This window comes from Pandoraea capi (assembly GCF_902459735.1).
In the GTDB taxonomy this organism is placed as follows: domain Bacteria; phylum Pseudomonadota; class Gammaproteobacteria; order Burkholderiales; family Burkholderiaceae; genus Pandoraea; species Pandoraea capi.
Window position 1 is genome coordinate 111,892 of record NZ_CABPRV010000010.1, and the last position, 22,918, is coordinate 134,809.

19 protein-coding genes are annotated in these 22,918 nt (G+C 64.6%); 8 read left to right on the forward strand and 11 right to left on the reverse strand.

Translation table 11 applies throughout. The features are described from left to right. Positions 1-2: 2 nt before the first annotated feature. The 3 genes from PCA20602_RS19350 to PCA20602_RS19360 all read right to left on the reverse strand — a co-directional run bounded on the left by PCA20602_RS19350 (position 3) and on the right by PCA20602_RS19360 (position 3,084). A complete protein-coding gene (locus PCA20602_RS19350) occupies positions 3-785 on the reverse strand; it encodes an ABC transporter permease (RefSeq protein ID WP_150722591.1) in 783 nt (260 codons plus the stop codon). Positions 786-838: 53 nt separating this feature from the next. Continuing rightward, positions 839-1,708: an ABC transporter ATP-binding protein gene (locus PCA20602_RS19355; RefSeq protein ID WP_150722592.1), complete on the reverse strand. Its 870-nt coding sequence runs from the start codon at positions 1,706-1,708 to the stop codon at positions 839-841. Between the two features lie 299 nt (positions 1,709-2,007). Beyond that, positions 2,008-3,084 carry a porin gene (locus tag PCA20602_RS19360; RefSeq protein WP_174981370.1) on the reverse strand — a complete coding sequence of 359 codons (1,077 nt, stop codon included), beginning with the start codon at positions 3,082-3,084 and terminating at the stop codon, positions 2,008-2,010. Between the two features lie 530 nt (positions 3,085-3,614). On the opposite strand from PCA20602_RS19360, the gene PCA20602_RS19365 reads away from it, so the two are divergent. The 3 genes from PCA20602_RS19365 (at position 3,615) to PCA20602_RS19375 (ending at position 6,591) form a co-directional block, all read left to right on the forward strand. Next, positions 3,615-4,772: an FAD-dependent monooxygenase gene (locus PCA20602_RS19365; RefSeq protein ID WP_150722594.1), complete on the forward strand. Its 1,158-nt coding sequence runs from the start codon at positions 3,615-3,617 to the stop codon at positions 4,770-4,772. A gap of 54 nt (positions 4,773-4,826) precedes the next feature. Next, positions 4,827-5,687, forward strand: coding sequence for an IclR family transcriptional regulator (locus PCA20602_RS19370; protein WP_242558166.1), 861 nt, complete (start codon positions 4,827-4,829; stop codon positions 5,685-5,687). 601 nt (positions 5,688-6,288) lie between these two features. Then, entirely contained in the window at positions 6,289-6,591 is a 303-nt protein-coding gene (locus tag PCA20602_RS19375) for a DUF4148 domain-containing protein (protein ID WP_150722595.1), read from the forward strand. Positions 6,592-6,677: 86 nt separating this feature from the next. Here the strand turns inward: PCA20602_RS19375 and PCA20602_RS19380 are convergent, their stop codons facing one another. Beyond that, entirely contained in the window at positions 6,678-7,406 is a 729-nt protein-coding gene (locus tag PCA20602_RS19380) for an ArsR/SmtB family transcription factor (protein WP_150722596.1), read from the reverse strand. A gap of 110 nt (positions 7,407-7,516) precedes the next feature. On the opposite strand from PCA20602_RS19380, the gene PCA20602_RS19385 reads away from it, so the two are divergent. The 3 genes from PCA20602_RS19385 (at position 7,517) to PCA20602_RS19395 (ending at position 11,711) form a co-directional block, all read left to right on the forward strand. Further along, the gene (locus PCA20602_RS19385) at positions 7,517-8,746 is read left to right on the forward strand and encodes a cytochrome P450 family protein (RefSeq protein ID WP_150722597.1); all 1,230 of its coding nucleotides are present in this window, start codon (positions 7,517-7,519) and stop codon (positions 8,744-8,746) included. 238 nt (positions 8,747-8,984) lie between these two features. Next, the gene (locus PCA20602_RS19390; RefSeq protein ID WP_150722598.1) at positions 8,985-10,379 is read left to right on the forward strand and encodes an MFS transporter; all 1,395 of its coding nucleotides are present in this window, start codon (positions 8,985-8,987) and stop codon (positions 10,377-10,379) included. A gap of 78 nt (positions 10,380-10,457) precedes the next feature. Then, positions 10,458-11,711, forward strand: a complete 1,254-nt coding sequence (locus PCA20602_RS19395; RefSeq protein ID WP_150722599.1) for an Hsp70 family protein — start codon at positions 10,458-10,460, stop codon at positions 11,709-11,711. Between the two features lie 111 nt (positions 11,712-11,822). Here PCA20602_RS19395 and PCA20602_RS19400 read toward each other — a convergent pair whose 3' ends face one another. The 7 genes from PCA20602_RS19400 to zwf form a co-directional block, all read right to left on the reverse strand. Next, positions 11,823-13,199: a GntT/GntP/DsdX family permease gene (locus PCA20602_RS19400; RefSeq protein WP_083253593.1), complete on the reverse strand. Its 1,377-nt coding sequence runs from the start codon at positions 13,197-13,199 to the stop codon at positions 11,823-11,825. A 179-nt stretch (positions 13,200-13,378) separates the two neighbouring features. Beyond that, on the reverse strand, positions 13,379-14,878 hold the full coding sequence (locus tag PCA20602_RS19405) for an AMP nucleosidase (protein WP_150722600.1): 1,500 nt from the start codon (positions 14,876-14,878) through the stop codon (positions 13,379-13,381). A gap of 273 nt (positions 14,879-15,151) precedes the next feature. After that, the gene (locus tag PCA20602_RS19410; RefSeq protein ID WP_150722601.1) at positions 15,152-15,361 is read right to left on the reverse strand and encodes a dodecin; all 210 of its coding nucleotides are present in this window, start codon (positions 15,359-15,361) and stop codon (positions 15,152-15,154) included. A gap of 46 nt (positions 15,362-15,407) precedes the next feature. Then, positions 15,408-16,007, reverse strand: a complete 600-nt coding sequence (locus PCA20602_RS19415) for a MarR family winged helix-turn-helix transcriptional regulator (RefSeq protein WP_174981332.1) — start codon at positions 16,005-16,007, stop codon at positions 15,408-15,410. A gap of 161 nt (positions 16,008-16,168) precedes the next feature. After that, a complete protein-coding gene (locus tag PCA20602_RS19420; RefSeq protein ID WP_174981335.1) occupies positions 16,169-18,040 on the reverse strand; it encodes a bifunctional transcriptional regulator/glucokinase in 1,872 nt (623 codons plus the stop codon). Continuing rightward, on the reverse strand, positions 18,018-18,695 hold the full coding sequence (gene pgl / locus PCA20602_RS19425) for a 6-phosphogluconolactonase (protein WP_150722603.1): 678 nt from the start codon (positions 18,693-18,695) through the stop codon (positions 18,018-18,020). The genes PCA20602_RS19420 and pgl overlap by 23 nt, the downstream gene beginning before the upstream one ends. 35 nt (positions 18,696-18,730) lie before the next feature. Next, positions 18,731-20,230, reverse strand: a complete 1,500-nt coding sequence (zwf, locus tag PCA20602_RS19430) for a glucose-6-phosphate dehydrogenase (RefSeq protein ID WP_150722604.1) — start codon at positions 20,228-20,230, stop codon at positions 18,731-18,733. A 137-nt stretch (positions 20,231-20,367) separates the two neighbouring features. Between zwf and edd the strand changes: the two genes are divergently transcribed. Together edd and PCA20602_RS19440 are read left to right on the forward strand one after the other, a co-directional pair. Further along, entirely contained in the window at positions 20,368-22,215 is a 1,848-nt protein-coding gene (edd, locus tag PCA20602_RS19435) for a phosphogluconate dehydratase (RefSeq protein ID WP_174981338.1), read from the forward strand. Positions 22,216-22,370: 155 nt separating this feature from the next. Then, positions 22,371-22,850 carry a hypothetical protein gene (locus PCA20602_RS19440; RefSeq protein WP_150722605.1) on the forward strand — a complete coding sequence of 160 codons (480 nt, stop codon included), beginning with the start codon at positions 22,371-22,373 and terminating at the stop codon, positions 22,848-22,850. The last annotated feature ends 68 nt before the right edge of the window (positions 22,851-22,918 follow it).

Sequence of the window (22,918 nt, forward strand, 5' to 3'; positions counted from 1 at the left end):
GCTTACGCGATGTTCATGGCGGCGCGCGGCACGTAATGCAGTGCGCGACGTTCCAGCCAGACCACGGCCGCGTAGGCGGCAATACCAATGACGGTCAGCCCGGCGATGGCGACGAACACCATCGCGGTATTGCCCTGCCCTTCGCCGTACACGAGCAGATAGCCCAGCCCACGGTCGCCGCCGACGAGTTCACCGACGGTCACACCGATCACGGCCAGCGTCGAGGCGATGCGCAGACCAGCAAAGAGCGCCTGCATGGCCGACGGAAACTCGACGAAGCGGAAGATCTGCCAGCGACGGCCGCACAGTGCGCGCACCAGATTGACCATGTCCGGATCGACCGAGCGCACCGCGCCCAGCACGTTGATCATCACGGGGAAGAAGACGATCAGCACGGCGACGAGGATCTTCGGGTAGATCGTGTAGCCCATCCACATCACGAACAGCGGCGCGAAGGCCACCTTCGGCGCGATCTGCAACGCGAGGATGTACGGCGAGAGCATGGCTTCGGTCGAGGGCGAGAGGCCGAGAATCACGCCGATCAGCACGCCGAGCGCCGAACCGATCACAAAGCCTGCGATCACTTCGAGCGCCGTCACGCCGATGTGCAGCCAGAGGTTTTCGACCTCGAACATGCGCACGCCTTCGATCAGGGTCGACGAGAGCTTCGGCAGCACGAATTCGGGTACGCCGAACGCCGTCGGGCCCCATTGCCACACGGCCGCGAAGATCAGCAACAGCAAGACGCTGCCGGCGGTCAGTTGCGTTTTGGAGAGGGATTTCATAGCGGAGATTCCAGTGTCTTGTGCGTAGTTCGCAGGTGCGTGCGGCAGTGCGATCAACCGAGGTGATCGTCGCGACCGACCTTGAGCAGTTCCATCAGATGCGCGACGTACTCGTTCATCCCGGCCTGCTTGCGGCGTTCGATGGGGTTGTCGCGATGCGGCAGATCGACGGTGATTTCTTCGATGATCGTGCCCGGACGTTCGCTCATCACGAACACACGATCCGACAGCGCAATCGCCTCGGCGAGGTCGTGGGTAATCATCAGCGCGGTCTTGCCCTCGGAGGCGAGCATCTGCGCGAGATCCTGCTGGAGCACCATCTTGGTCTGCGCGTCGAGCGCGGAGAACGGCTCGTCCATGAGCAGCACGTCCGGCTCGACAGCCAGCGTGCGTGCGAGCGCCGCACGTTGGCGCATGCCGCCCGACAACTGGTGCGGATAGTGATTCTCGAATCCCTTGAGATGGCAGCGCGCGAGCAGCGCTTTGGCGACCTCTGCGCGCTCGGCCTTGCTGCGGCCGCGGATCTGCATGCCCAACTCGACGTTCTTCTGAATCGAGCGCCACGGCATGAGCAGATCTTTTTGCAGCATGAACGCGACTTGTTGCGACGGCCCGCGCACCGGCTTGCCGGCGAGCGTCACCTGACCTTCGCTCGGGGCATAGAGGCCGGCGCCCATGTTCAGCAGCGTGCTCTTGCCGCAGCCGCTCGGGCCGATCAGCGAGACGAACTCGCCGGCCTTGATGCCGATGGACACGTTCGAGACGGCCGTCATCTCGCCCTTGCCCTGGCGATTTTTGAACCGACGCGTGACGCCGCGGTACTCGATAGCGAACGGCAACGGCGTTGCCGCCGGCTGCGCCTGACGTGCGTCGGCATAAGCCTCGGCTACGTTTGCGTCCTTCAACTGAATCGACCTGAGCATGGGAAACCACCGTGTTTCTGGATGTTCAACTTGCTTCGGGCAGTCTGCGGCGTCTGTTCACGTGCACGACTTGCCAGCCTGTCTTTCTCTTTCGCATCACGTTTCATTGGTGAAACGTTGATTTACTTATGGATCAATTATAGGGAGTGGCAAGCGCAGTCAAAATTTTTTTTGCCTAGGGGAAACCCGAATTCATCGGAGTGAAGCGGGAACATTCGAGCGCTCGGCGATAAAAAAACGCCGGCGAGCGATAGCCCGGCCGGCGCGTCAAGAGAGACCACTGGGTGAATCAGTGCGTGTCAGAACGAGTGATGCACACCCGACATGATCACAAGCTGGTTGGACGTCGACGACGGGCTGATCGTGTTGATCGCCGTGACCGCGCCATTGCCGCTGGCGTATTGATAGGCGCCGCTCACGTACACCTGCGTGCGCTTCGAGAACGCGTAGACATCGCCAAGGCTGACCTGCGTCCAGCGCTTGCCGGACATGTTCGTCGTGGCCGCACCGAAGGTGATCGTGTTGGCGACGCTCGTCGCATAGTTCACGCCACCGTCGAAGGCCTGATACGTGTCGCTGCCGCCCGGCGACTGGAGTTTCACGCGCGTGTACAACGCGTGCAGCAGCCAAGGCCCGAAGCCATACGAAACCCCGGCGCCCATGTTTTCGACGTTCTGCGCCGCGTAAGTCGCGACAGGCTGCCCCTGGAACGTGGCGCCACCGAGCACGGCGACGTTCGGCGTGCGGTCGTTTTCGTTCGAGTACACCGCAGACGCCTTGAAGCCGCCGTTCGTGTAGTTCGCCGCCACACTCCACTTGCGCCCGGTGGCGAAGTTCGTCGTGTTGCCGAACGAGATCATCGCGCCGGCCTTGAACCCCTTGAAGTCCGGTGTGACGTAGCGCACCGAGTTGTCGGTCTGCACGACGGACGTGTTGGCGAGTTCATCGAGATTACCCGGGTGGAACATGTACCAGTTCATGCCCAGATAGGCCGTGCTGAACGGGCCCAGCCAGTCGAAGTTGAACGAGGTCATGTGACCGATGGTGACGGTCCCCATCCTGTCCGACTGCAAGCCGACCCACGACTGGCGGTTGAACATCGCGCCGGCCTTGAGGGTGTTCCCCGTGAGCGTCGAGAAGCCGTTTTCCAGCAGGAAGATGGCGCGATTGCCGCCGCCGAGATCCTCCACGCCGCGCAAGCCCCAGCGATCCGGTTGTGAACCGCCCTGTTGCGCGATCCAGTTCGAACTGCCGCCCTGGTTGTTCACGAATGCCACCCCGGCATCCATGCTGCCGTACAGCGTGACGTTGCTCTGCGCGTGCGCTGCGACCGGCACGCCCGCAGCCAGCAGCATGAGCGCCGCCAGCTTCGTCATGCCCGGGATCCGCCCCATCGGAAACCGCTTCATCTGTGTACTCCCGTCGTTCATTGATGTTCCATGATTCGAAGACGATGGATACGTCCGGCATGGCGCATCGACCGGCCAGGCCCAGCCGGTCACATCCCCATACACGCCCACCCAATTACGTTCCACCTGTGAAACGTTGGATTACTTATGAAACCAACTATGCGGAGCTTAGGCCAGGAGACGCGCGACATTCGCAGCGGAGATACACGAATTGATGATCGGAAATTGGCGTGATAACGCGCGTGCTTCGAACCACGGGTGAACCATCGTCATAGTGTTTTCAGGGCATCGGCCGTCCCGTTCGCGTTGCCGGAAGTCCCGAACGACGGGCGTTGCGCGTTGGATGCCGGCGCTCAGGATTTACCCGAGGAGGGGTTGCAGTCCATCGAATCAAAAACAATAATATTTGAACATCATGTTCATATTTGAACGTTATATTTTTTCGATTCATCGTCTCTTTCGTTAAATTTCGTTAAATTTCGTTAAAGGATGTCCCCATGCAAGCTCCTCTCATCGGCATCAACGGTGCCGGCATCGGCGGTCTGGCCGCTGCCATCGGTCTGCTGCGCGCAGGGTTTCGTGTGCGCGTGTACGAGCAGGCGGCACAGTTCGCCCGGGTCGGTGCGGACATCAACCTGACGCCGAACGCCGTGCGCGCGCTCGACGGTCTCGGCGTCGGCGACGAACTGCGCAAGACGGCCGCACAGCCGAGCCATCGCATCAGCCGCACGTGGGACTCGGGGGAGGAGACGTCGCGTCTCGAGATGGCGCAGATGGCCCAAACGAAGTACGGCGCGCCGCAGCTCACGATGCATCGCGCTGACTTGCTGCAAGCGCTGGAGCAGGCGGTGCCGGCCGAATCGATCGCGCTGGGCGAGAAGCTCGTGTCGTTCGAAGCGCCGGGCGAAGGTCAGACCGGCAGCATCCGCCTGACGTTTGCCGACGGCACGCACGACGACGTCGACGTGCTCATCGGCGCGGATGGCATTCACTCCGTGGTGCGCACAGGCCTGTTCGGCAAAGAGTCGCCGGAGTTCACGGGTGTGGTGGCCTATCGTGCGGTCGTGCCGGCCGACAGACTGAGCGGTGTGCCGAACCTTGGTGCGTTCACGAAGTGGTGGGGCCCCACGCCGTCGAGCCAGATCGTGACGTTCCCGCTCAATCTCGGCCGCGACATCTTCGTGTTCGCCACTACCCCGCAAGATAGCTGGACGCTCGAATCGTGGACCGCGCCGGGCGATGTGCACGAGCTGCGCGCCATGTACGCCGACTACCATGCACAAGCCCGCGCACTGCTCGACGCCTGCGACAGCGTGCTCAAGTCGGCGTTGTATGTGCGCGATCCGCTGCCGCAATGGTCGCGTGACCGGGTCTCGCTGCTGGGCGACGCGTGTCATCCGATGATGCCGTTCATGGCGCAGGGCGCGGGCATGGCGATCGAAGATGCTGTGGTACTGTCTCGCCACCTGACGCAAGCCGGTCCGACGGCAGATGCCGCAACGCTCGCCGACGCGCTGGCGAAGTACGAAGCCGCACGCCGCGAGCGCACGGCCCGTGTGCAGATCGGCTCGCGCGGCAATCAGTGGCTCAAGGAAGGCGGAAACGCCGACTGGGTCTACGAATACGACGCATGGCAAGTGCCGCTCGCGGCTTGAGGTCTCGCGGGCCGTCTCTCTCCGGCCCGACGCCAAACGAATGGAATCGAACGCATGACGAAAGCATCGCCTGCTGACGCACTCACCACCGGCACGTCCGGCATCGACGCACAGGACACTGCGCCGACCGGTCTCGTGACGCCGGTCATGCGCGCGCTGAAGTTGCTGCGTTACGTGGCCGACGGCGGCTCGACGGCGAACATGAGCGACGTCGGCCGGCGTATCGGGGTGAACCGGGTGACGGTCATGCGTCTGATCGAGACGTTACAGGTCGAGGGGGTGCTCGAACCCCTACCGCACGGCGGTCACCGTCTCGGCCTCGGCTTTCTGACGCTCGCCGCCAGCGCGCTGGCCGGTGAAGATCATCTGGCAACGGCACGCCGCGTGCTCACCCGGGTGACGGGAGAAACCGGCCTGTCGAGCTATCTGACGGTGCTCGACGGCGCACAGGTGCGCTACCTGTTGTGCGAAACGCCAGCCCTGCCGCTGGTCAGCAACATTCGTGCGGGCAGCCGGGTGACCGCCCATCTGACGGCGCCGGGTCGCGCGTTGCTCGCGCATCTGAGCACCGAGCGCCGCCGCGCCCTGCTCGGTGCCGAACCGCTCGCAGCCGCCACGGCACAAAGCGCGCGCACCTACGCCGTGCTCGACGCTCAATTGGCCCGTGACCGTGAAGCCGGATGCGCCTGGAGTCAGGACGGCTTCGAGGCAGGCATCGACGCCTGCGCGGCCGCCGTGCTCGATCCTCACGGCAGGCCATTGGCAGCCCTGAGCGTTGCCGGACCGCGCACGCTGGTCGGCACCGATGCCGCGACGCGCGAGCGTACGGCCCGCGTCGTCAAGTCGGGCGCGGCCGATCTCGCCGTATTACTGACAGACGCGCCAGCTTTCGTCGCCGCAGCAGAGCGCGCCTGACGCACACCAACGGGCGCGATGCCTTGGCTTGCGGGACATTCAGGCTGCGTGAGCGCCTTCGTCATCACGGCGAAGCGACGCCGATGTGTCCATTACACGCACCGAAACGGCCCGCTGCGTAACATGCCGTAACGCCGATTTCGCCTTACGTTCCCCTCTCGACGCCCCCCGGGCGTCGCGATCGCTTGTTAGGATTTTCCCACCGGACAGAGGCATCGTACCGACGACAGATGTGCCGTCGGCGTGCGGATGTCCGCTTAGCGGCGAGTCCAATGAGAAACAATTTTCCGTGGTGGCAGCACGCAGCGATGGCTGGCGGGCGTTGGGTACAAGTTTTGAGCGGGGGACTGCGTCATCCTGTCGCACTCCTGTTTATTAACATCTTCATTAGAGTTATCGCTCAACTCCACCGTCTCACTCGAACAGCCTTGAAACCCTTGTTTTAAGCGGGTTTCGATGCTTTTCATTCTTCGCAATGCATTGTTGCGCCGCAAGTGGTTACTCCTGCGACGTGGTCGTCCTACCTTAGAGGCGTAGGCGGTGCCGGACTCAAAGATGAGCCGGCCGACCACCAAGAAAAAGCAATGACAGGAGAAAAATCATGACACGCACCCTTTCCCATCTGATGATCGCCGCAACCCTTGGGCTGGCCGCCGTTCCGGCCGCTTTCGCAGGCACTGGCGGCAACGGATATCCGAGCGAAAACTTCTTCTGGCAATCGGGCGTGTATAGCGAAAAGCTGGTCGTGCCGCGCGCTCAGGTGCGTCAGGAACTGATGGATGCGCAAGGCTCGCTCACCCAGACCGATAGCCAGTATCCGGTGCTCAAGACCTACGGCACCCCGGTCAGCGGCCACGTGCACGGCTCGACCGAATTGATGAACTCGACTTATCGGGGCAATTGATCTGAGCGTCCGGTAAGGCATTCGCACCCCGCCCATCTCGGCGGGGTGTTTCTTTTTGGCGACGGGATTTGTTGCGCGTCGATGGATCAGACGGCGATGGCAGACAGCTTCCGCTCGCCCAGCGGCGTGACGCGTAACGCGCGTGCCTCGCGTGTGGGTTCGAGCCATTTGGCGTCGAGACAGGTACTGAGAAGCGCTGCACCCAAAGCGCCGCCGAGATGCGGCTTGCGTTCGCTCCAGTCGGGGCAGGTGCAGGCGAAACGACGGCGTCGTGCGCGAGCCGTATCGAGGTCGACGCCCAGGGCCGTCAGCCCGCCCACGCCCTCGTCGGTCAGTGCGACGTCGCTTCCGTCGATCCGGATCCAGCGGCTGTCGTGCATCCGGGAGAAAAGATCGACGGCAACTTCCCCGGCGAGATGGTCATAGCAGGTGCGGGCATGACGCAACGGCACCGGCGTCGCACGACTCACCGGCACCGCACGCGGCCGAAGCTCTCGCGTGGCAAGCACCGCACTGGCCAGCGCCTCGATAGCGGCCGCCGTCTCAGGCGTGGCGATGCGGAAATAACGATGACGTCCGCGCGACTCCTGCGCGAGCACGCCGCCATCGACCAACCGCGCAAGATGCCCGCTGGCACTGGACGGGGAAAGCCCCGCGACAAGCGCCAGCTCTCCGGCAGGACGCGCCGAGCCGTCCATCAATGCCCAGAGCATGGTCATGCGGCCAGCGTCGGCCAGAAGCGCGGCAAGGGAGCTAACGCCCGGGGTCGGGTCACGTGCGGTGTCCACGGCAGGACTCCATTGAAGAATATGCATCGCAGTATAGGCCCGGCCATGCGTTCAACACTTCAGCACGTGATGAAACGTGCCGGTCGTGCCAGAGCGCATGCTAGGCACCATCGACACTCGTTCTCCCGGTCCTCGCCATGTCCTTCGCTCTTGCCAACGCGGCTTCACCATCCATCGACGCGCCCGCGAATCCCATCGACGCCGTCGTCCATCCCGACCCTTACCCTTACTACGCGACGCTGGCCGAGCGACGTCCGTTCGGTTTCGACGCATCGCTCGGCATGTGGGTGGCGGCCGGGCCCGAAGCGCTAGCTGAAGTGCTGCGGCATCCGGCTTGCGGGGTGCGTCCCGCCGGTAAGGTGATCCCGCCGGCGTTGGCAGACGGTCCCGCCGGAGACTGGTTCGGTGCGCTCGTGCGCATGAACGACGGCGCCGCCCATGGCGCGATGAAGCCGTGGCTGGCCACGCGGCTCGCTGCGCTGCGCACCGACCGGGACGCGCTCGCCCGACTGCACGACGCCGCACAGGCCGCCTGTGCCGATGCCTACCTTGCTCAGGGAGAAGCGCCCGCCGCGCGTCTCGACGACTTCGTCTTCCGGCAGCCGGTCTACGGACTCGCCGCGTGGCTGGGTGTCCCCGCTGCGCAGTGGACCGAGGTTTACGAAGACGTCCATCGACTGGTTGCCGCGATGGCCGAATCCGGCAAACCCTCGCCGAACGCCAACGTGCTGGCTCTCGGTCACCATGCCGCCACGGCACTTCGGCGACACGCCGCGCGTTGGCTCGACAACGACGCTGCGCCCGGTTCATGGCTGCGCGACACCGCCCGCAGCGCAGCGCGCGATGACGGCATCGACTTCGGCGTGTTGAACGCGAACCTCGCCGGTCTGTTCACGCAGACGCACGACGCCTGCGCCGGGCTCGTCGCCAATAGCCTTCGACGGCTTGCCCGCACTGCGCCGACGGACACCGCGACCGGCCCATCGGCAGGCAACTCGACAGGTTCCGTTTCCCCCGGTATGCGCCACGCCATCCAGATCGTGAGCAACGTCATCCGTTTCGATCCCCCCGTGCAAAACACGCGCCGGTTCCTGCATGCGCCCGCCGTCATCAGCGGGCACAAGCTCTCCATGGGAGACGTCATTCTCGTCGTGCTGGCATCTGCACCGTCGGGCCCGGCGTCCGACGACGTCGCCTGGACGTTCGGACTAGGCGCCCACGGGTGCCCGGGACGCTCCCCCGCCAGCACGATCGCGGCTGTCGGCGTGCAGGCGATTCTGGAGAGCGGGGTCGATCTGGCCACCGTCGCCGATGGTTCGGCTTACCATTCGCTGGCGAACGCGCGTATCGCGAGGTTTTCCGCGTAGCGGCTGACACGTCGGAACGGCATCGCCAGCCCGAATTTCATTTGTTTTATTTGATAAAACTTTAATTTCATCAGACAAAACAAATCTTCAAATTCGAAAACCTTGTAAACACAAGGCTTTGCAGGCGGCCGAATCGCGCTTCCGGGAATTCGGGCAGGATGGCGCTTTCCCCCTCGCCCATCGTCATCGCGCCATTCCGACGCGCGATGAATGCGCGACCGTCTCCTGCGCCGCACTCATGTCCGACACACTTACCGACGGCATGCCGATGCCCGCACGGCTCTGGGCCGTTGCGACCGTCATGCTCGCGATCTCGCTTTCGGTCCTCGACAGCGCCATCGCCAACGTTGCGCTGCCGACCATCGCACGTGACCTGAACGCCAGTCCCGCCACGTCGATCTGGATCGTCAACGCGTACCAACTCGCGATCACCATCTCCCTGTTGCCGCTCGCCGCGCTGGGCGAAATCGTGAGCTACCGGCGCGTGTACACCGTGGGCCTCGCGCTCTTCACCGTCGCCTCGCTGGCCTGCGCACTGTCGGACTCGCTCGTCACCCTGACGCTGGCGCGCGTGGCACAAGGCTTCGGCGCCGCCGGGATCATGAGCGTGAACACCGCGCTCGTGAAGGCCATCTATCCGTCACGCTGGCTCGGACGCGGCGTCGCGCTCAACTCGCTGATCGTGGCGTTCTCGTCCGCCGCCGGGCCGACCATCGCCGCCGGTGTCCTGTCCATCGCCCACTGGCCGTGGCTTTTCGCGATCAATGTCCCGCTGGGCATCGTCGCGTTCGTCATCGCCGTGCGCTCGCTGCCCGACAGCGCGCGCGCCTCGCATCCATTCGACTGGACGGGCGCCCTGCTGAGCGCACTGACGTTCGGGCTGCTCATCTCCGGGATCGATTCCTTCGGTCACGGACAGGAACGCTGGCTCGTGGCGGTCGAACTCGTGGCCGCCGTGGTCATCGGCACGGTGTTCGTGCGACGCCAGCGCAGCCAGCCCGTGCCGCTGTTGCCCGTCGATCTGCTGCGCATTCCGATTTTCGGGCTCTCGATCTGTACGTCGATGGCCTCGTTCTGCGCGCAGATGCTCGCCTTCGTCTCGCTGCCGTTCTTCCTTCAGGACACGCTCGGCTTCGATCACGTGCAGACCGGCCTGCTGATGACGGCGTGGCCGCTCACCATCGTGGTCGTCGCTCCCTTGGCCGGACGTCTGCTTGAACACTACAAACCGGGCCTGCTCGGCGCGATCGGGCTGGCCACGTTCGCGCTGGGGCTGCTCGCGCTCGGCTTGCTGCCTGCACAACCGACCTCGCTCGATATCGTCTGGCGCATGGCGTTGTGCGGCTTCGGCTTCGGTCTGTTTCAGTCGCCGAACAACTACGCGATGCTCATGTCCGCGCCGAAACATCGCACCGGTGGCGCGAGCGGCATGCTCGGCACCGCCCGCCTGACCGGACAGACGACCGGTGCTGCGCTGGTCGCGCTGGTGTTCAGCGTGGCGCCGCAAGGGTATGGCACGCGAGCCTCGCTGTATGTGGCTGCAGCCTTCGCGGCCGTCGCCGCCGTCGTCAGCAGCCTGCGCACGCTGCCCTCGGCCCAGCCCGATGCGAAATCGTCGAAATCGTCGGTCTGAGCGCATTCATGCGGCCGACCGTCCGGCCGTGCTACACTGCCGACCTTTTACGGCTCGCCCGCGCGAGCCGCAAATGCCATGAGTTTCTGCGCCATCGATTTCGGCACTTCGAATTCTGCCGTCGCCGTGCAAAGCGGCGGCGCCATGCGTCTGGTCGAACTGGAAGCCGGCTACGGCACACTGCCCACGGCCGTGTTCTTCAACGCCGACGAAGGCGGCCGGGCGTCGTTCGGCCGTCAAGCCGTCTCCGACTATATCGATGGTTACGACGGGCGCCTCATGCGCTCGCTCAAAAGCCTGCTCGGCTCCTCCCTGATCGAAAGCACCACCGACCTCGGTAACGGTTCGGCGATGCGCTACATCGACATCATCGCCACGTTCCTGCGTCATCTGCGCACGCACGCCCTCAAGGCCGACGGCGGCGAACTGCGCCATGTGGTCATGGGGCGCCCGGTCTTCTTCGTCGACGACGACCCCAAGGCCGATGCCGCCGCACAACGCTCGCTTGAGCAAAGCGCGCGCGACGTGGGCTTCAAGGACGTTCAGTTCCAGTTCGAACCGATCGCGGCCGCCTTCGATTACGAGTCGCGTCTCACGCAAGAGCAGCAAGTGCTCGTCATCGACATCGGCGGCGGTACGTCGGACTTCTCGCTGGTGCGTGTCGGCCCGGAGCGTGCCCGTCATCTGGATCGCAAGAACGACGTGCTCGCGCATCACGGCGTGCACATCGCGGGGACGGACTTCGACCGCCGCATCGAACTGGCGACGATCCTGCGCGAACTCGGCTACAAAGCACTTGGCCCGGATGGCAAGGAAGTGCCGAACCGCATTTACTTCGATCTGGCCACGTGGCACCTGATCAATACCGTCTACACGCCCAAGCGTGTCGGCGAGCTTGCGCTCACGGCCCATCTCTATGCAGATCCGGCGCACCATCGTCGCCTCATGCGCACCGTCGAGCAACGCCTTGGACACGCGCTCGTGGGCCACGCGGAAGACGCCAAGATCGACGTATCCGCCGGTGGCGAGACCCGCATCGATCTTTCGGTGATCGAGCGTGAACTGAGTGTCGCGTTCTCGGAAACGGCGCTGGTCGACGCAGTCAGCGACGAGATCGCGAGCATCACGGCCGGCGCCGTGCATACGGCATCGCTCGCCGGGCTGCGTCCGGAAGACGTGGATGCGTTGTACTTCACCGGCGGCTCGACCGGCCTGCGTTGCCTGTCCGGTGCGATGTGCGCCGCCTTCCCGAAGGCCACGCCAGTCTTCGGCGACCGCCTCGCCAGCGTGGCGCTGGGTCTCGGCATTCACGCCAAACGCGTGTTTTCCTGAGCACACGGCGACGCATCGGGCAGACGATCCACCAGACCGTCACTGCCACCAACGAAAAAGCGCGCGACCGGAAGGTCAGCGCGCTTTTTTCATGCCGTCAGGCAAGGCAAGTTACACCAGCAATTGCCAGAGCAACAGCGTCATCACCAGACCGACGACGGATACGATCGTCTGCAAGACGGACCAGACCCACAGCGTCTCCTTGAGCTTCAGGCCGAAGTACTCGCGCACCATCCAGAAGCCCGCGTCGTTGACGTGGCAGAAGAACACCGAACCCGCGCCGATCGCCAAGGCGATGAGCGAGCCCTGCACCGGCGGCAGATGCATCACCAGCGGCGCGACGATGCCCGCCGTGGTCGTGGTAGCCACCGTCGCCGAACCGGTCGCCTGACGCAGCGCCACGGCGATCAGCCATGCCAGCAGAATCAGCGGCATGTGCGTGCCGACGGCCACCTTGCCGATGGTCGTGGCGATGCCTGCCGTCACCAGCGCCTGCTTCAGACCGCCACCTGCACCGATGGTGAGCAGCAGCCCGGCAATCGGCGGCAACGCGCGACGCAGCGTCTCGCCCACGCGGGCGCGCGGCAAACCACGCCCCCATCCCAGCACCACGATCGCGACGACGACCGTGAGCGCCAGCGCGATGATCGGCTCGCCCAGGAAGTTGAGCGCGTCGAACACCGGGGTTTCCGGCGTGAGCGCCACCTTGGCGAGCGTGCGGCCCAGCATGAGCACCACCGGCATCAGAATCACCAGCAGCGCCGCTGCGAACGGCGGCGGGGCGACGTCGTCGTCGCGCTTGGTGAACAGATCGCCGAGTTGTTGCGGCGCTTCCACGTGCAGACGCGGTGCGAGCCACATGCCATACAACGGCCCGGCGAGAATCACCGCCGGGATGGCGATCAGCAGACCGAGGCCCATCGTCATGCCCAGATCGGCATGCAGCGCCGACACGGCGATCAGCGGTCCCGGATGCGGCGGCACCAGCGCATGCAGCGTCGTCATGCCCGCCAGCGCAGGGATCGCGACACGCAGAATCGGCGTATTCGCACGACGCGCCATCACGAAGATGATCGGCACCATCATGACGAGGCCCACTTCGAAGAAGAGCGGCAGGCCGATGATCATGGCGACGAGCGCCATCATCCACGGCAACGCCGACCCTTTGGCGAACTTGAGCAGCACGGTCACGATCCGGTCTGCCGCCCCGGTGTCGGCCATCAACGCGCCTAGCATGGCCCCGAGCGCGATGATCATGCCGGCGTCGCCGAGCAGGCTCCCCGCCCCTTTGCTGAACGAACTCGCCACCGCTTCGAGCGGCAAGCCTGCGCCTAGCCCTGCGATGAACGTGCCGATGAGAATCGACAGGAACGGCGAGAGCTTCAGCGCGCTAATGAAAACGATGATGGCCACGAGGCCGACGAGACAGGACAGCAGAAGGCGAGTGTCGTGCGCTGCCCAAGGCACGACGTGGTTGACTATCTCCACGATGATCCTTGATGACGAGAAACGAAAACACCGGTGCGCAGCGCGCAGCCGGTGTCTGAGGGGATTGTGCTACCGGAGTCGGCCGCGTGCACGCACGGGCCGCAACGCCCCGTGATACGGGGCAGGCGGGGGGCGGCGGCGAGTTTCAATCGACGAAACATCGCGGCCGCCGGGTCGCGTTACTGGAACGCGACTTCGTTGAAACTGCGCAGCTTGCGACTGTGCAGCCGGTCCAGACCGTTGTCGCGCAGCAGCTCCATCGCCTTGACGCCGATCTTCAGATGCTGATCGACGCGCTCGCGATAGAAGCGGTCGGCCATGCCCGGCAACTTCAGCTCGCCATGCAGCGGCTTGTCGCTCACGCACAGCAACGTGCCGTACGGCACACGGAAACGGAACCCGTTGGCGGCAATCGTCGCACTCTCCATATCGAGCGCAATCGCGCGGCTCTGGCTCATGCGTTGCACCGGCTCGCGGTGATCGCGCAATTCCCAGTTGCGGTTATCGACGGTCACCACCGTGCCCGTACGCATCACACGCTTGAGTTCGAAGTCGTCGAGTTGCGTGACATCGGCCACGGCGCGCTCCAGCGCGACCTGCACCTCGGCCAGCGGCGGCACGGGCACCCACAGCGGCAGGTCGTCGTCGAGCACGTGGTCCTCGCGCACATACCCATGCGCGAGGCAGTAGTCTCCCAGACGCTGAGAATTGCGCAGCCCCGCGCAGTGTCCCAGCATCACCCACGCGTGCGGGCGCAGCACGGCGATGTGATCGGTGATGGTCTTCGCGTTCGACGGTCCGACGCCGATATTCACCATCGTGATGCCCGTATTGTCGGGACGCACCAGGTGATACGCGGGCATCTGCGGCAGACGCGGCGGCGCCATGCCCTCTTCGGCTCGCGCGTCGAGGTTCTGATTCCAGTGCGTGACGTTGCCCGGCTCGACGAATGCGGTGTACTGACTGCGGTACTCGCGCAGCGCGGGATCGTCGGTGTCGCTCATCAACTCGCGACCCAGTTCGACGAATTCGTCGATATAGAACTGGTAGTTGGTGAAGAGCACGTAATTCTGGAAATTCTCGGGCGAGGTGGCCGTGTAATGACGCAGGCGATGCAGCGAGTAATCGACGCGCGGCGCCGTGAACAGCGCCAACGGCAGAATCTCGCCGGGCAGCGGATCGCGCGTGCCGTTGACGATGCTGTCGTCCATCTTCGCCAGATCGGGCACGTCGAACACCGTGCGCATGGCGCGCAGGTGCGTCTGATCGAGATCGCCCTCGAGATACACGCCGTCCTGATAGGCGAAGTGCACCGGAATCGGTTCGTCGGAGACGCCGACTTCGAACGCCACGCCATGGTTATGGGCAAGACGCCGAAGCTGCTCGATGTAGTAGTTCTCGAACAGATCGGGGCGGGTGACGGTTGTCTGATAGCTGCCCGGGCCCGACACGAAACCGTAGGAGAGGCGCTTGTCGAGCTGGGTGATGTCTTCCGTGGTGATGCGGATGAACGGGTAATGCGCGCTCACGCGACGCACCTGATCTTTCTGCTTGGAGAAGCGCTCGAAGGCGGCGCGAAGATACGCCGTGTTGGCGTCGTAAATCGTCTTCAGGTAGGCGACGGCTTCCACCGGATCTGCGATCGATCGGGTGGCATGGACCGGTTCTTGTTCGGACATGCGCAAACCTCTTCTGTCTTTTTCATGATCTGGAGTATGCGCCTATTGTGACACGACTGTACGACATCTGCGGGCTATTGAAGTCCGTCGATTCCCATTTTCCGGGGCGACGAAAACGCAGGAAAGTGCAAGAACGACGGGGAACATTGCAGAAGGACGTCGGAGGACCGAAGGCCGGGAAATCACGCAGTGCCCGGGGCGATCCCGAACAGGATTTCACACGGGCATCCCGGCCGGGATGACACACGAATTCCCGGCCGGGACAACCGACGCTCAGTCTTCCAGACGCATCCCGACCTTCAACGTGACTTGCCAGTGCGCGACCTTGCCGTTCTCGATATGGCCACGCGTTTCAGTGATCTCGAACCAGTTCAGATTGCGCAGGGTCTTGCTCGCGCGCTCGATGGCGCCGCTGACCGCGTCTTCGATGGATTTCGTCGACGAGCCGGTAAGTTCGATCTGCTTGTACACGTGATTCGTCATGTCAGTCTCCGGGTTAGGTAAGGAGACTTCCCATGCTAGGCGCGGACTACTGTGGCCGCAAGTCGGTGAATTCCGACAAACCGCCGTCGGTCGATTCGGCAGCGTCGAGCCGCGTCGGGGGTGCACCGTCGTTCGTGCTTGCCGCACCCACGGCATCCGCCGAATCACGACGCAGCATCGCGGGCACGACCGTGTCGAGCGGCGTGGGCACGACGTTGTTGAGATTGCGCTGCACTTTTTGCAGCAACTGCGTGAGCTGCACGGCTTCGAAGGCGGTCAGGCCATGCAGCGCCTCGTCGCGGACGTCGTCGGAGAGCTTGCGGGCGATCTGTAGCTGTGCAACGGCCGTACGCGTGACGAACAGACGTTCGATCCGCGGATCGCGCGCATCCGCACGGCGACGCACCCAGCCCGCCTCTTCCATACGTTCCAGCGTGCGGGCGAGCGTCTGCGGCGGGGTTTCAAGGATGTCGGCGAGCACTGTCTGACTCACGCCGCGATTGACGGAGAGATAGGCCAGCAAACGACATTGGGCACGTGTCATCGGCAGCGTGCGCTGTGCAAACTGCTCGAAGCGGCGCCCGAACAGACGTTGGATGTCTGCCACGAGAAAGCCGAAACGTTGGGCGGAATCGGTCACTTTCATATGCCCATTATGCTGAACATGTTTAGGGATATCAAGGCGGCGAAGATTCGGCGTCCGCAGCATCGCCGCCGTTTTCCCCAACATGACCAACGCGGCGATCCGTCCCTAAATACGGTATTCGGCGAGATCGGATACGATCCGCCGATGCACACGGCAAGGCATCACGCTGCGGCGGGCGTTCCCGAATCCTGACCGCTGCCGTGACCGAGCCAGTCGAGCGCGCCCTCGCCGGCGGTTTCCGCCCCCGGCCCCGCCCGTCGAATGGCAACGCCCACAGCCAGCACGTCGATGGCAGCGAGATGCAGAATGCGCGCGATCATGGTGACGTGTGCCCCCATCGTCTCGACGTGATCGTTCGGCAACACCAGCGTCGCCTTGCGCGCGAGCGGTGAATTGCGTGCAGTCAGCGCGATGACCTTCGCACCGCGCGTGAGCGCGATGTCGACGGCGCGGTTCAGATCCGCCGAGCGGCCCGAGGCCGAAATCGCCACGACCACGTCGCCCTCACCGAGCAACCCCGCCGACGCTTGCAGCAGATAAGGGTCTCCATAGGCAATGGTCGGTTTGCCGAAGCGGAAGAACTTGTAGTGGGCGTCCTGCGCGATCACGCCCGAGTTGCCCAGCCCGTAGAACTCGATACGACGCGCGCCGTCGAGCAGCGTCACGGCCGCCTCCACGGTGCGAGCGTCGAGATGCTCGCGCATTTGCAGAATCGACGACACGGTGTTGTCGAGCACCTTGGCGCTGAACTCTGCCGCCGTGTCGCCTACGTGCACCTGCCCGTGACGCACCGGCAGCGTGCCCGTCAGCGCGCTCGCGAGCTTGAGCTTGAAGTCCGAGAGTCCCTGACAGCCCAGCTTGCGACAGAAGCGAATGACCGTGGGCTGACTCACCCGCGCCAGACGTGCGATCTCTGCAACCGGTTCGGCGAGCAGTGCACGCGGCTGCTTGAGGGTCAGTTCGGCCACACGTTGTTCCGCCGGACTCAGACGATCGCGCAGACGATGCAGACGGTCGATCAGCGCGCCCGCACCAGCCGCGTGTGTGCCGAGTTGCTCGGCAAGGATCGCGGACGTACCGAGAAACGCCGGATGATCGGCCGTGATGACGTACGTCGGTATCTTCTTCAGATAGGCCTCGAAACGTCCCTTGGCTTCGAAACGCTGGCGGAACGGCGAATCCTCGAACAACTTGCCGAGCTTCGGGATCACGCCACCGCCGAGGTACACGCCACCGACCGCGCCGAGCGACACCGCGACGTTGCCCGCGAGCGTGCCGAGCATGGCGCAGAAACAGTCGACGGTCTCGCGCGCCAGTTTGTCGCCAGACTGCGCGAGCTTGACGATGGCCGGCGTCTCCAGCGAGTCGACACGTTGTCCCGCACGCTCGGCCAGCGCCTGATAGACGAGTGCCATACCGGGGCCAGCGACGAGACGCTCGAACGAGACATGCGGAAAATGCTTCCATGCGTAGCGCAGAACATCGATCTCGCGCTCGTCCGCCGGCGCGAACGTGGCGTGACCGCCTTCGCTGCCGAGCGCGATCCAACGGTCGCCGGCAGGAATCAGGCCCGACACGCCGACACCGGTGCCCGGCCCCAGCAGCCCCAGCACACCATTCGGACGCGGCTCGCCACCGCCGACCGGATGCTTCTGCGCATCCGTCAGGTAGGGCAGCGCCATCGCCAGCGCCGTGAAATCGTTGACGACCAGCAACGTCTCGAAGCGCAGCGCGCGGCGCGTTGCTTCGATGGAGAAGTGCCAGTCGCGATTGGTCATGCGGATCTCATCGCCTTCGATCGGATTGGCGATGGCGATGGCGGCGTGTTGTACCGGTTCGGCGTGATCGGCGTCGTCGAGATAGGCGCGGATGACCTCCGGCACACCGGCGTAGTCGTCGCAGGCGTAATCGCGGATCTCGACGAGGTCGCCCGGCGCAATCTCCAGCGCGAAGCGGGCGTTGGTGCCGCCGATATCGGCCAGCAGGCGCGGGCCGCTCAGATGCGGCGGATTATTCCTCACTCCAGAAGACATCGATCTTGACTCCTTCGCGGTGGATCAGCCGGGAGATGGCGTTGTCCTGTTCGTCTGCCTGTGCGGCTTCGAGCACGGCGCGCTTGGCGTGCCCCTGAATTTGCAGGAGTAGGCGATCGCAGGCGGCGAGCGCGGCGAGCGACCACGACACGCGTTGATACGGCGCGCGCTGCGGCTGCACGAGAACGAACTTGTCGTGGGTGGTGACGGCGTCGTGCCACTGAGGGGCGTCGGCAAACAGCGATGCCGTATGCCCGTCCTCGCCCATGCCGAGCACGCAGACCTGCGGCACGCCGTGCGTCCACGTGTCGTTGAGCGTGCGCACCTGCAAGGCGGCGGCCGTCGCGGTATCGACGAGCGGCAGCCAGCGCGCGCCCGTCGCGCCGGGCAGTAACGTCTCGCAGAGCAGACGCGCGTTGCTGTCGGCGTGGTCAGGTGGTAACCAGCGATCGTCGACCAGTGTGATGTCGACGTTGCGCCACGCGACCGGCAAGCGCGCAAGCTGCGAGAGAAACGCCCGGGGGCTCGTGCCGCCGGACACGGCGAGCAACGCGCGCGGACGAATCGTCAGCGCTTCGTCGATGCCCGCGACGACGGCGTTCGCGAGGGCGTGCGCCTGGGCGTCGCGCGTCGGAAAGGTGCGCCAATGAATCATGCGTGTCTGCCTCCGTTGCCTGGGGGTGGACGTTATCAGTTGTCCTCTTCCACCCAACTCGTGCCGTACTGCGTGAGCAGCGCGCTCGCGGCGGGCGGCCCCCACGTCCCGGCGGCGTATCGCTTCGGTCCTTTGTGCTGACGCGACCAGTACGCCTGAATCGGCGCCACCCAGCGCCACGCCTGCTCTTGCTCGTCGCGTCGCACGAAGAGCGCGAGACGGCCGTTGATGACATCGAGCAGCAAGCGCTCGTAGGCATCCATCCGGTGTCCCTTGAAGAACTGGTCGAATGCCAGATCGAGGTGCACCGATTGCAGGTTCATGCCCTCGCCCGGCTGCTTCGCCAGGCAATAGAGACGAATCGATTCGTTCGGTTGCAGGCGAATCACGAGACGGTTCACACCGGGCTGCGCGGTCACATCGCCAAGCAGCGGATACGGCGTCGCGCGATAGTTCACGACGATCTCCGCCACACGCTCGCCGAGCCGCTTGCCGGTGCGCAGGAAGAACGGCACGCCTGCCCAGCGCCAGTTGTCGATGTCGGCCTTGAGCGCCACGAACGTCTCCGTCTGACTGTCGGACGGCACGCCCGGCTCGTCGACGTAGGCCGGCACCGCCGACTTGCCGATCGCGCCGCCGCCGTACTGCCCGCGCACGACATTGCGCGCGACGCTCTCGTCGTCCAGATGACGCAGCGAGCGCAGCACCCGCATCTTTTCGTCGCGCACGGCGTCGGCATCCATCGACAGCGGCGGCTCCATGGCCACGATGGCGAGCAGTTGCAGCAAGTGATTCTGCACCATGTCGCGTAGCGCGCCGGTCTGTTCGTAGAACTCGCCGCGCCCTTCGACACCGATCTCCTCGGCAATCGTGATCTGGATGCTGTCGATCAGTTCACGCCGCCACAATGGCTCGAAGATCGCGTTGCCGAAGCGCAGCGCCAGCAGGTTTTGCACCGCCTCTTTGCCGAGGTAGTGGTCGATCCGGTAGATCTGATCCTCGCGGAAGATCGCGCCGACGGCGTCGTTGATCGCCTCCGACGAGGCCAGATCGTGCCCCAGCGGCTTTTCGAGCACGATGCGGCTGTTCTCGTTGAGCTTGGCGCTGCGCAAGCCTTCACAAATGGGAATGAACAGCGACGGGCCGGTCGCGAGATAGAAGATGCGTACGCCGGGACGCTTCGACAGCCGGTCGGCCAGCACCCCGAATTCGGCTTCGCGGCCGAGATCGAGCGGCATGTAGTCGATGGTGGCGAGAAAGCGCCGCCACGCGTCTTCGTCCCAGACATCCGGTTTGATGTGCTTGCGCACGTGTTCTTCGCACCAAGCGTGATATTCCGCCGCGTCCATCGGCTTGCGCGCAATGGCGAGGATGCGGCCGGTATCGAGACCGCTAGCGAGTCCAGTGTCGCCTGCCGGCTCCGGCCCGAGCTGCCCGGTACGAAAGGCGCGGAACAACGACGGCAGCACTTTGCGCAGCGACAAATCGCCGGTAGCGCCGAACAACACAAAGGTATAGGGTGAAGGCGTGTTCATGACAAGACGTCCACGTGTCACTGGGAGAGCGCAACTTTGACACTGCATTGTAGTTTAACTACACTGCAAATCAACAAAATCTCGTGGTTTGACTACATCGAATAGTCCCATTCCCCGTCCCCCGTCCCGGAATCACCATGACCCAGTCTTCGCACAATGTGTCCCTGCATCCGGTGGTAAAACGCGTGACCGAGCGCCTGATCGAGCGTAGCCGGGCGTCGCGTCAGGCGTATCTCGACGGCGTGGCGCGCGCCACCGAGGGTCAGCCCGGCCGAGAAAAGATCGGTTGCGCCAATCTGGCCCACGCGCTGGCCGCCGCGCCCGCCGACGACCGCCTCAAGATCCGCTCCGAACGCACGCCCAACATCGGCATCGTCACCGCGTACAACGACATGCTCTCGGCGCACGCGCCCTTCGTCGAATTCCCCGATGTCATCAAATCCGCCGCACGCGCGCATGGCGCAAGTGCGCAGGTGGCCGGCGGCGTACCGGCCATGTGCGACGGCGTGACGCAAGGCTATGCGGGCATGGAGCTGTCGCTGTTCTCACGCGACGTGATCGCCATGGCATCGGTCGTCGCACTCTCGCACCAGATGTTCGATGCCGCCATGTTCCTCGGCGTGTGTGACAAGATCGTGCCCGGTCTGGTGATCGCCGCGCAGGCGTTCGGCCACCTGCCCGCCGTGTTCAGCCCCGCCGGGCCGATGCCGTCGGGATTGCCCAACGACGAGAAGTCGCGCATCCGGCAGGAATACGCGGCAGGACGCGTAACGCGCGCCGCGCTGCTCGACTCGGAGCTCGCCGCGTATCACACTGAAGGCACCTGCACGTTCTACGGCACGGCCAACAGTAATCAGATGCTCATGGAGTTCATGGGCCTGCATCTGCCCGGCTCGTCGTTCGTCAATCCGCACACGCCGCTACGGCATGCGCTGACGCAAGCCGCGACTGCCCGCGCGATCGCTCTGGCGAAGTCGGGCATCAACACATCGCAGATTCTGGATGAGCGCGCGTTCATCAACGGCGTGGTCGGGTTGCTCGCCACCGGCGGGTCGACGAACCACACGCTGCACCTCGTGGCGATGGCGCATGCGGGCGGCATTCTGCTCGACTGGCAGGACTTCGCCGAACTGTCGGACGTCACGCCGTTGCTCGCCCACGTCTACCCGAGCGGCAAGGCGGATGTGAACCAGTTCCACGCAGCGGGCGGCCTGAGCTTCCTGATTCGCGAGCTGCTCGATGCCGGTTTCCTGCACAACGATGTGACGACCGTCATGGGGCACGGGTTGCGCGCCTACACGCAGGAAGCTTTCCTGCGCGACGACGTGCTGTCCTGGCAGGAAGCACCGACGGAAAGCCTCGACGAAAACATCGTGCGCCCCGCGTCGCGACCGTTCGCACCGGAAGGCGGGCTGCGCATGCTCGCGGGCAATCTCGGCCGCGCGGTCATCAAGTCCTCCGCGGTCAAACCCGAGCATCAGACGGTGCGCGCCCCGGCACGCGTGTTCTCCGATCAGGAGTCGGCGCAGGCTGCGTTCAAGGCAGGCGAACTGACGCGCGACGTGATCGTCGTGGTTCGCTTTCAGGGGCCGCGCGCGAACGGCATGCCCGAGTTGCACAAGCTCATGCCGATGCTCGGCCTGTTGCAGGACGAAGGGCATCATGTGGCACTCGTCACGGACGGGCGGATGTCGGGGGCGTCCGGCAAAGTACCTGCTGCGATTCACCTCTCGCCCGAGGCCGAACAGGGCGGCATGCTCGCCCGCGTGCAGGATGGCGACATCATCTCCATCGACTGCGCGACGAACACGCTTCGCTGCGAAGTCGACGACGCCACGCTCGCCGCCCGCACGCCGCAGGCCGTGCCGCAGCGGCCGTTCGATCCGTGGCGTAACCTGTTCGGTCTGTTCCGCAACAACGTCGGCGCGGCGCCGCACGGCGCGTGCGTGCTGTTCAACGACGCCGACTATCCGAAGCAGGCGTGATCGCGCGACGGCGTTGAGGGAGTTGAGGGAGATAAAGTAATAAAGGGAATAGAGACGAGACCGTAAAGACAGGCGTCGAAATCTTGACGCCTTTTTTACCCCGGCGTCCCTAGACTGGCCTCGTTGTCACTTCAGTCGTTAAACGACACGTTGCCATGCCTGCTATCGCTCAACGCGCCAGCCTTGAACCCCCCGGTGCGAATACCGCTTCCCTCCCTTCCGCCAACGCGCTCCGTGCTTACGGCGCAACGCAGACGTCGCCCGCTGCTGCACGTGCCTCGGTCACCACGGCCAGCCCCATCGCCGCTGCTACGCCAGCCAGCACCGCCGCCGCACCGTCCACCGACGCCTTCTCTGCTGCGCGGCAACGCAATCGATACAACCCGCGTGCGCGCCTCGACGCCACACTCGACATCACGCTCAGCCGTGCCGCCGTCTCCTCGCTCGCCGTCACGCTGGCGATGAGCCTGCCGCTGCCCTGGCGCGTCGAGACGATTCGTCCGATCCGCCGCGACACGGCTGCCGTCGTGTCGATTGCCCTGCCGCGCGTCGAAGCCTCCCGTGCGATGGACGTCGTCATGCAGTCGCTGCCCGAAGCGGAATTCGGGGCGCTGCGCCTGCGTCCGTCGGCCTGATGCCATAGACCCGATCATCGAATCGTCCGAATCGACAGAACGAGCGGCGTCGGGCAGTGCGCCGGCGC

Bases quoted from the DNA above. Each gene is read 5' to 3' on its own strand.
- PCA20602_RS19350 (WP_150722591.1), bottom strand. From the start codon at position 785: ATGAAATCCCTCTCCAAAACGCAACTGACCGCCGGCAGCGTCTTGCTG.
- PCA20602_RS19355 (WP_150722592.1), bottom strand. From the start codon at position 1,708: ATGCTCAGGTCGATTCAGTTGAAGGACGCAAACGTAGCCGAGGCTTAT.
- PCA20602_RS19360 (WP_174981370.1), bottom strand. From the start codon at position 3,084: ATGACGAAGCTGGCGGCGCTCATGCTGCTGGCTGCGGGCGTGCCGGTC.
- PCA20602_RS19365 (WP_150722594.1), top strand. From the start codon at position 3,615: ATGCAAGCTCCTCTCATCGGCATCAACGGTGCCGGCATCGGCGGTCTG.
- PCA20602_RS19370 (WP_242558166.1), top strand. From the start codon at position 4,827: ATGACGAAAGCATCGCCTGCTGACGCACTCACCACCGGCACGTCCGGC.
- PCA20602_RS19375 (WP_150722595.1), top strand. From the start codon at position 6,289: ATGACACGCACCCTTTCCCATCTGATGATCGCCGCAACCCTTGGGCTG.
- PCA20602_RS19380 (WP_150722596.1), bottom strand. From the start codon at position 7,406: ATGCATATTCTTCAATGGAGTCCTGCCGTGGACACCGCACGTGACCCG.
- PCA20602_RS19385 (WP_150722597.1), top strand. From the start codon at position 7,517: ATGTCCTTCGCTCTTGCCAACGCGGCTTCACCATCCATCGACGCGCCC.
- PCA20602_RS19390 (WP_150722598.1), top strand. From the start codon at position 8,985: ATGTCCGACACACTTACCGACGGCATGCCGATGCCCGCACGGCTCTGG.
- PCA20602_RS19395 (WP_150722599.1), top strand. From the start codon at position 10,458: ATGAGTTTCTGCGCCATCGATTTCGGCACTTCGAATTCTGCCGTCGCC.
- PCA20602_RS19405 (WP_150722600.1), bottom strand. From the start codon at position 14,878: ATGTCCGAACAAGAACCGGTCCATGCCACCCGATCGATCGCAGATCCG.
- PCA20602_RS19410 (WP_150722601.1), bottom strand. From the start codon at position 15,361: ATGACGAATCACGTGTACAAGCAGATCGAACTTACCGGCTCGTCGACG.
- PCA20602_RS19415 (WP_174981332.1), bottom strand. From the start codon at position 16,007: ATGAAAGTGACCGATTCCGCCCAACGTTTCGGCTTTCTCGTGGCAGAC.
- PCA20602_RS19420 (WP_174981335.1), bottom strand. From the start codon at position 18,040: ATGTCTTCTGGAGTGAGGAATAATCCGCCGCATCTGAGCGGCCCGCGC.
- pgl (WP_150722603.1), bottom strand. From the start codon at position 18,695: ATGATTCATTGGCGCACCTTTCCGACGCGCGACGCCCAGGCGCACGCC.
- zwf (WP_150722604.1), bottom strand. From the start codon at position 20,230: ATGAACACGCCTTCACCCTATACCTTTGTGTTGTTCGGCGCTACCGGC.
- edd (WP_174981338.1), top strand. From the start codon at position 20,368: ATGACCCAGTCTTCGCACAATGTGTCCCTGCATCCGGTGGTAAAACGC.
- PCA20602_RS19440 (WP_150722605.1), top strand. From the start codon at position 22,371: ATGCCTGCTATCGCTCAACGCGCCAGCCTTGAACCCCCCGGTGCGAAT.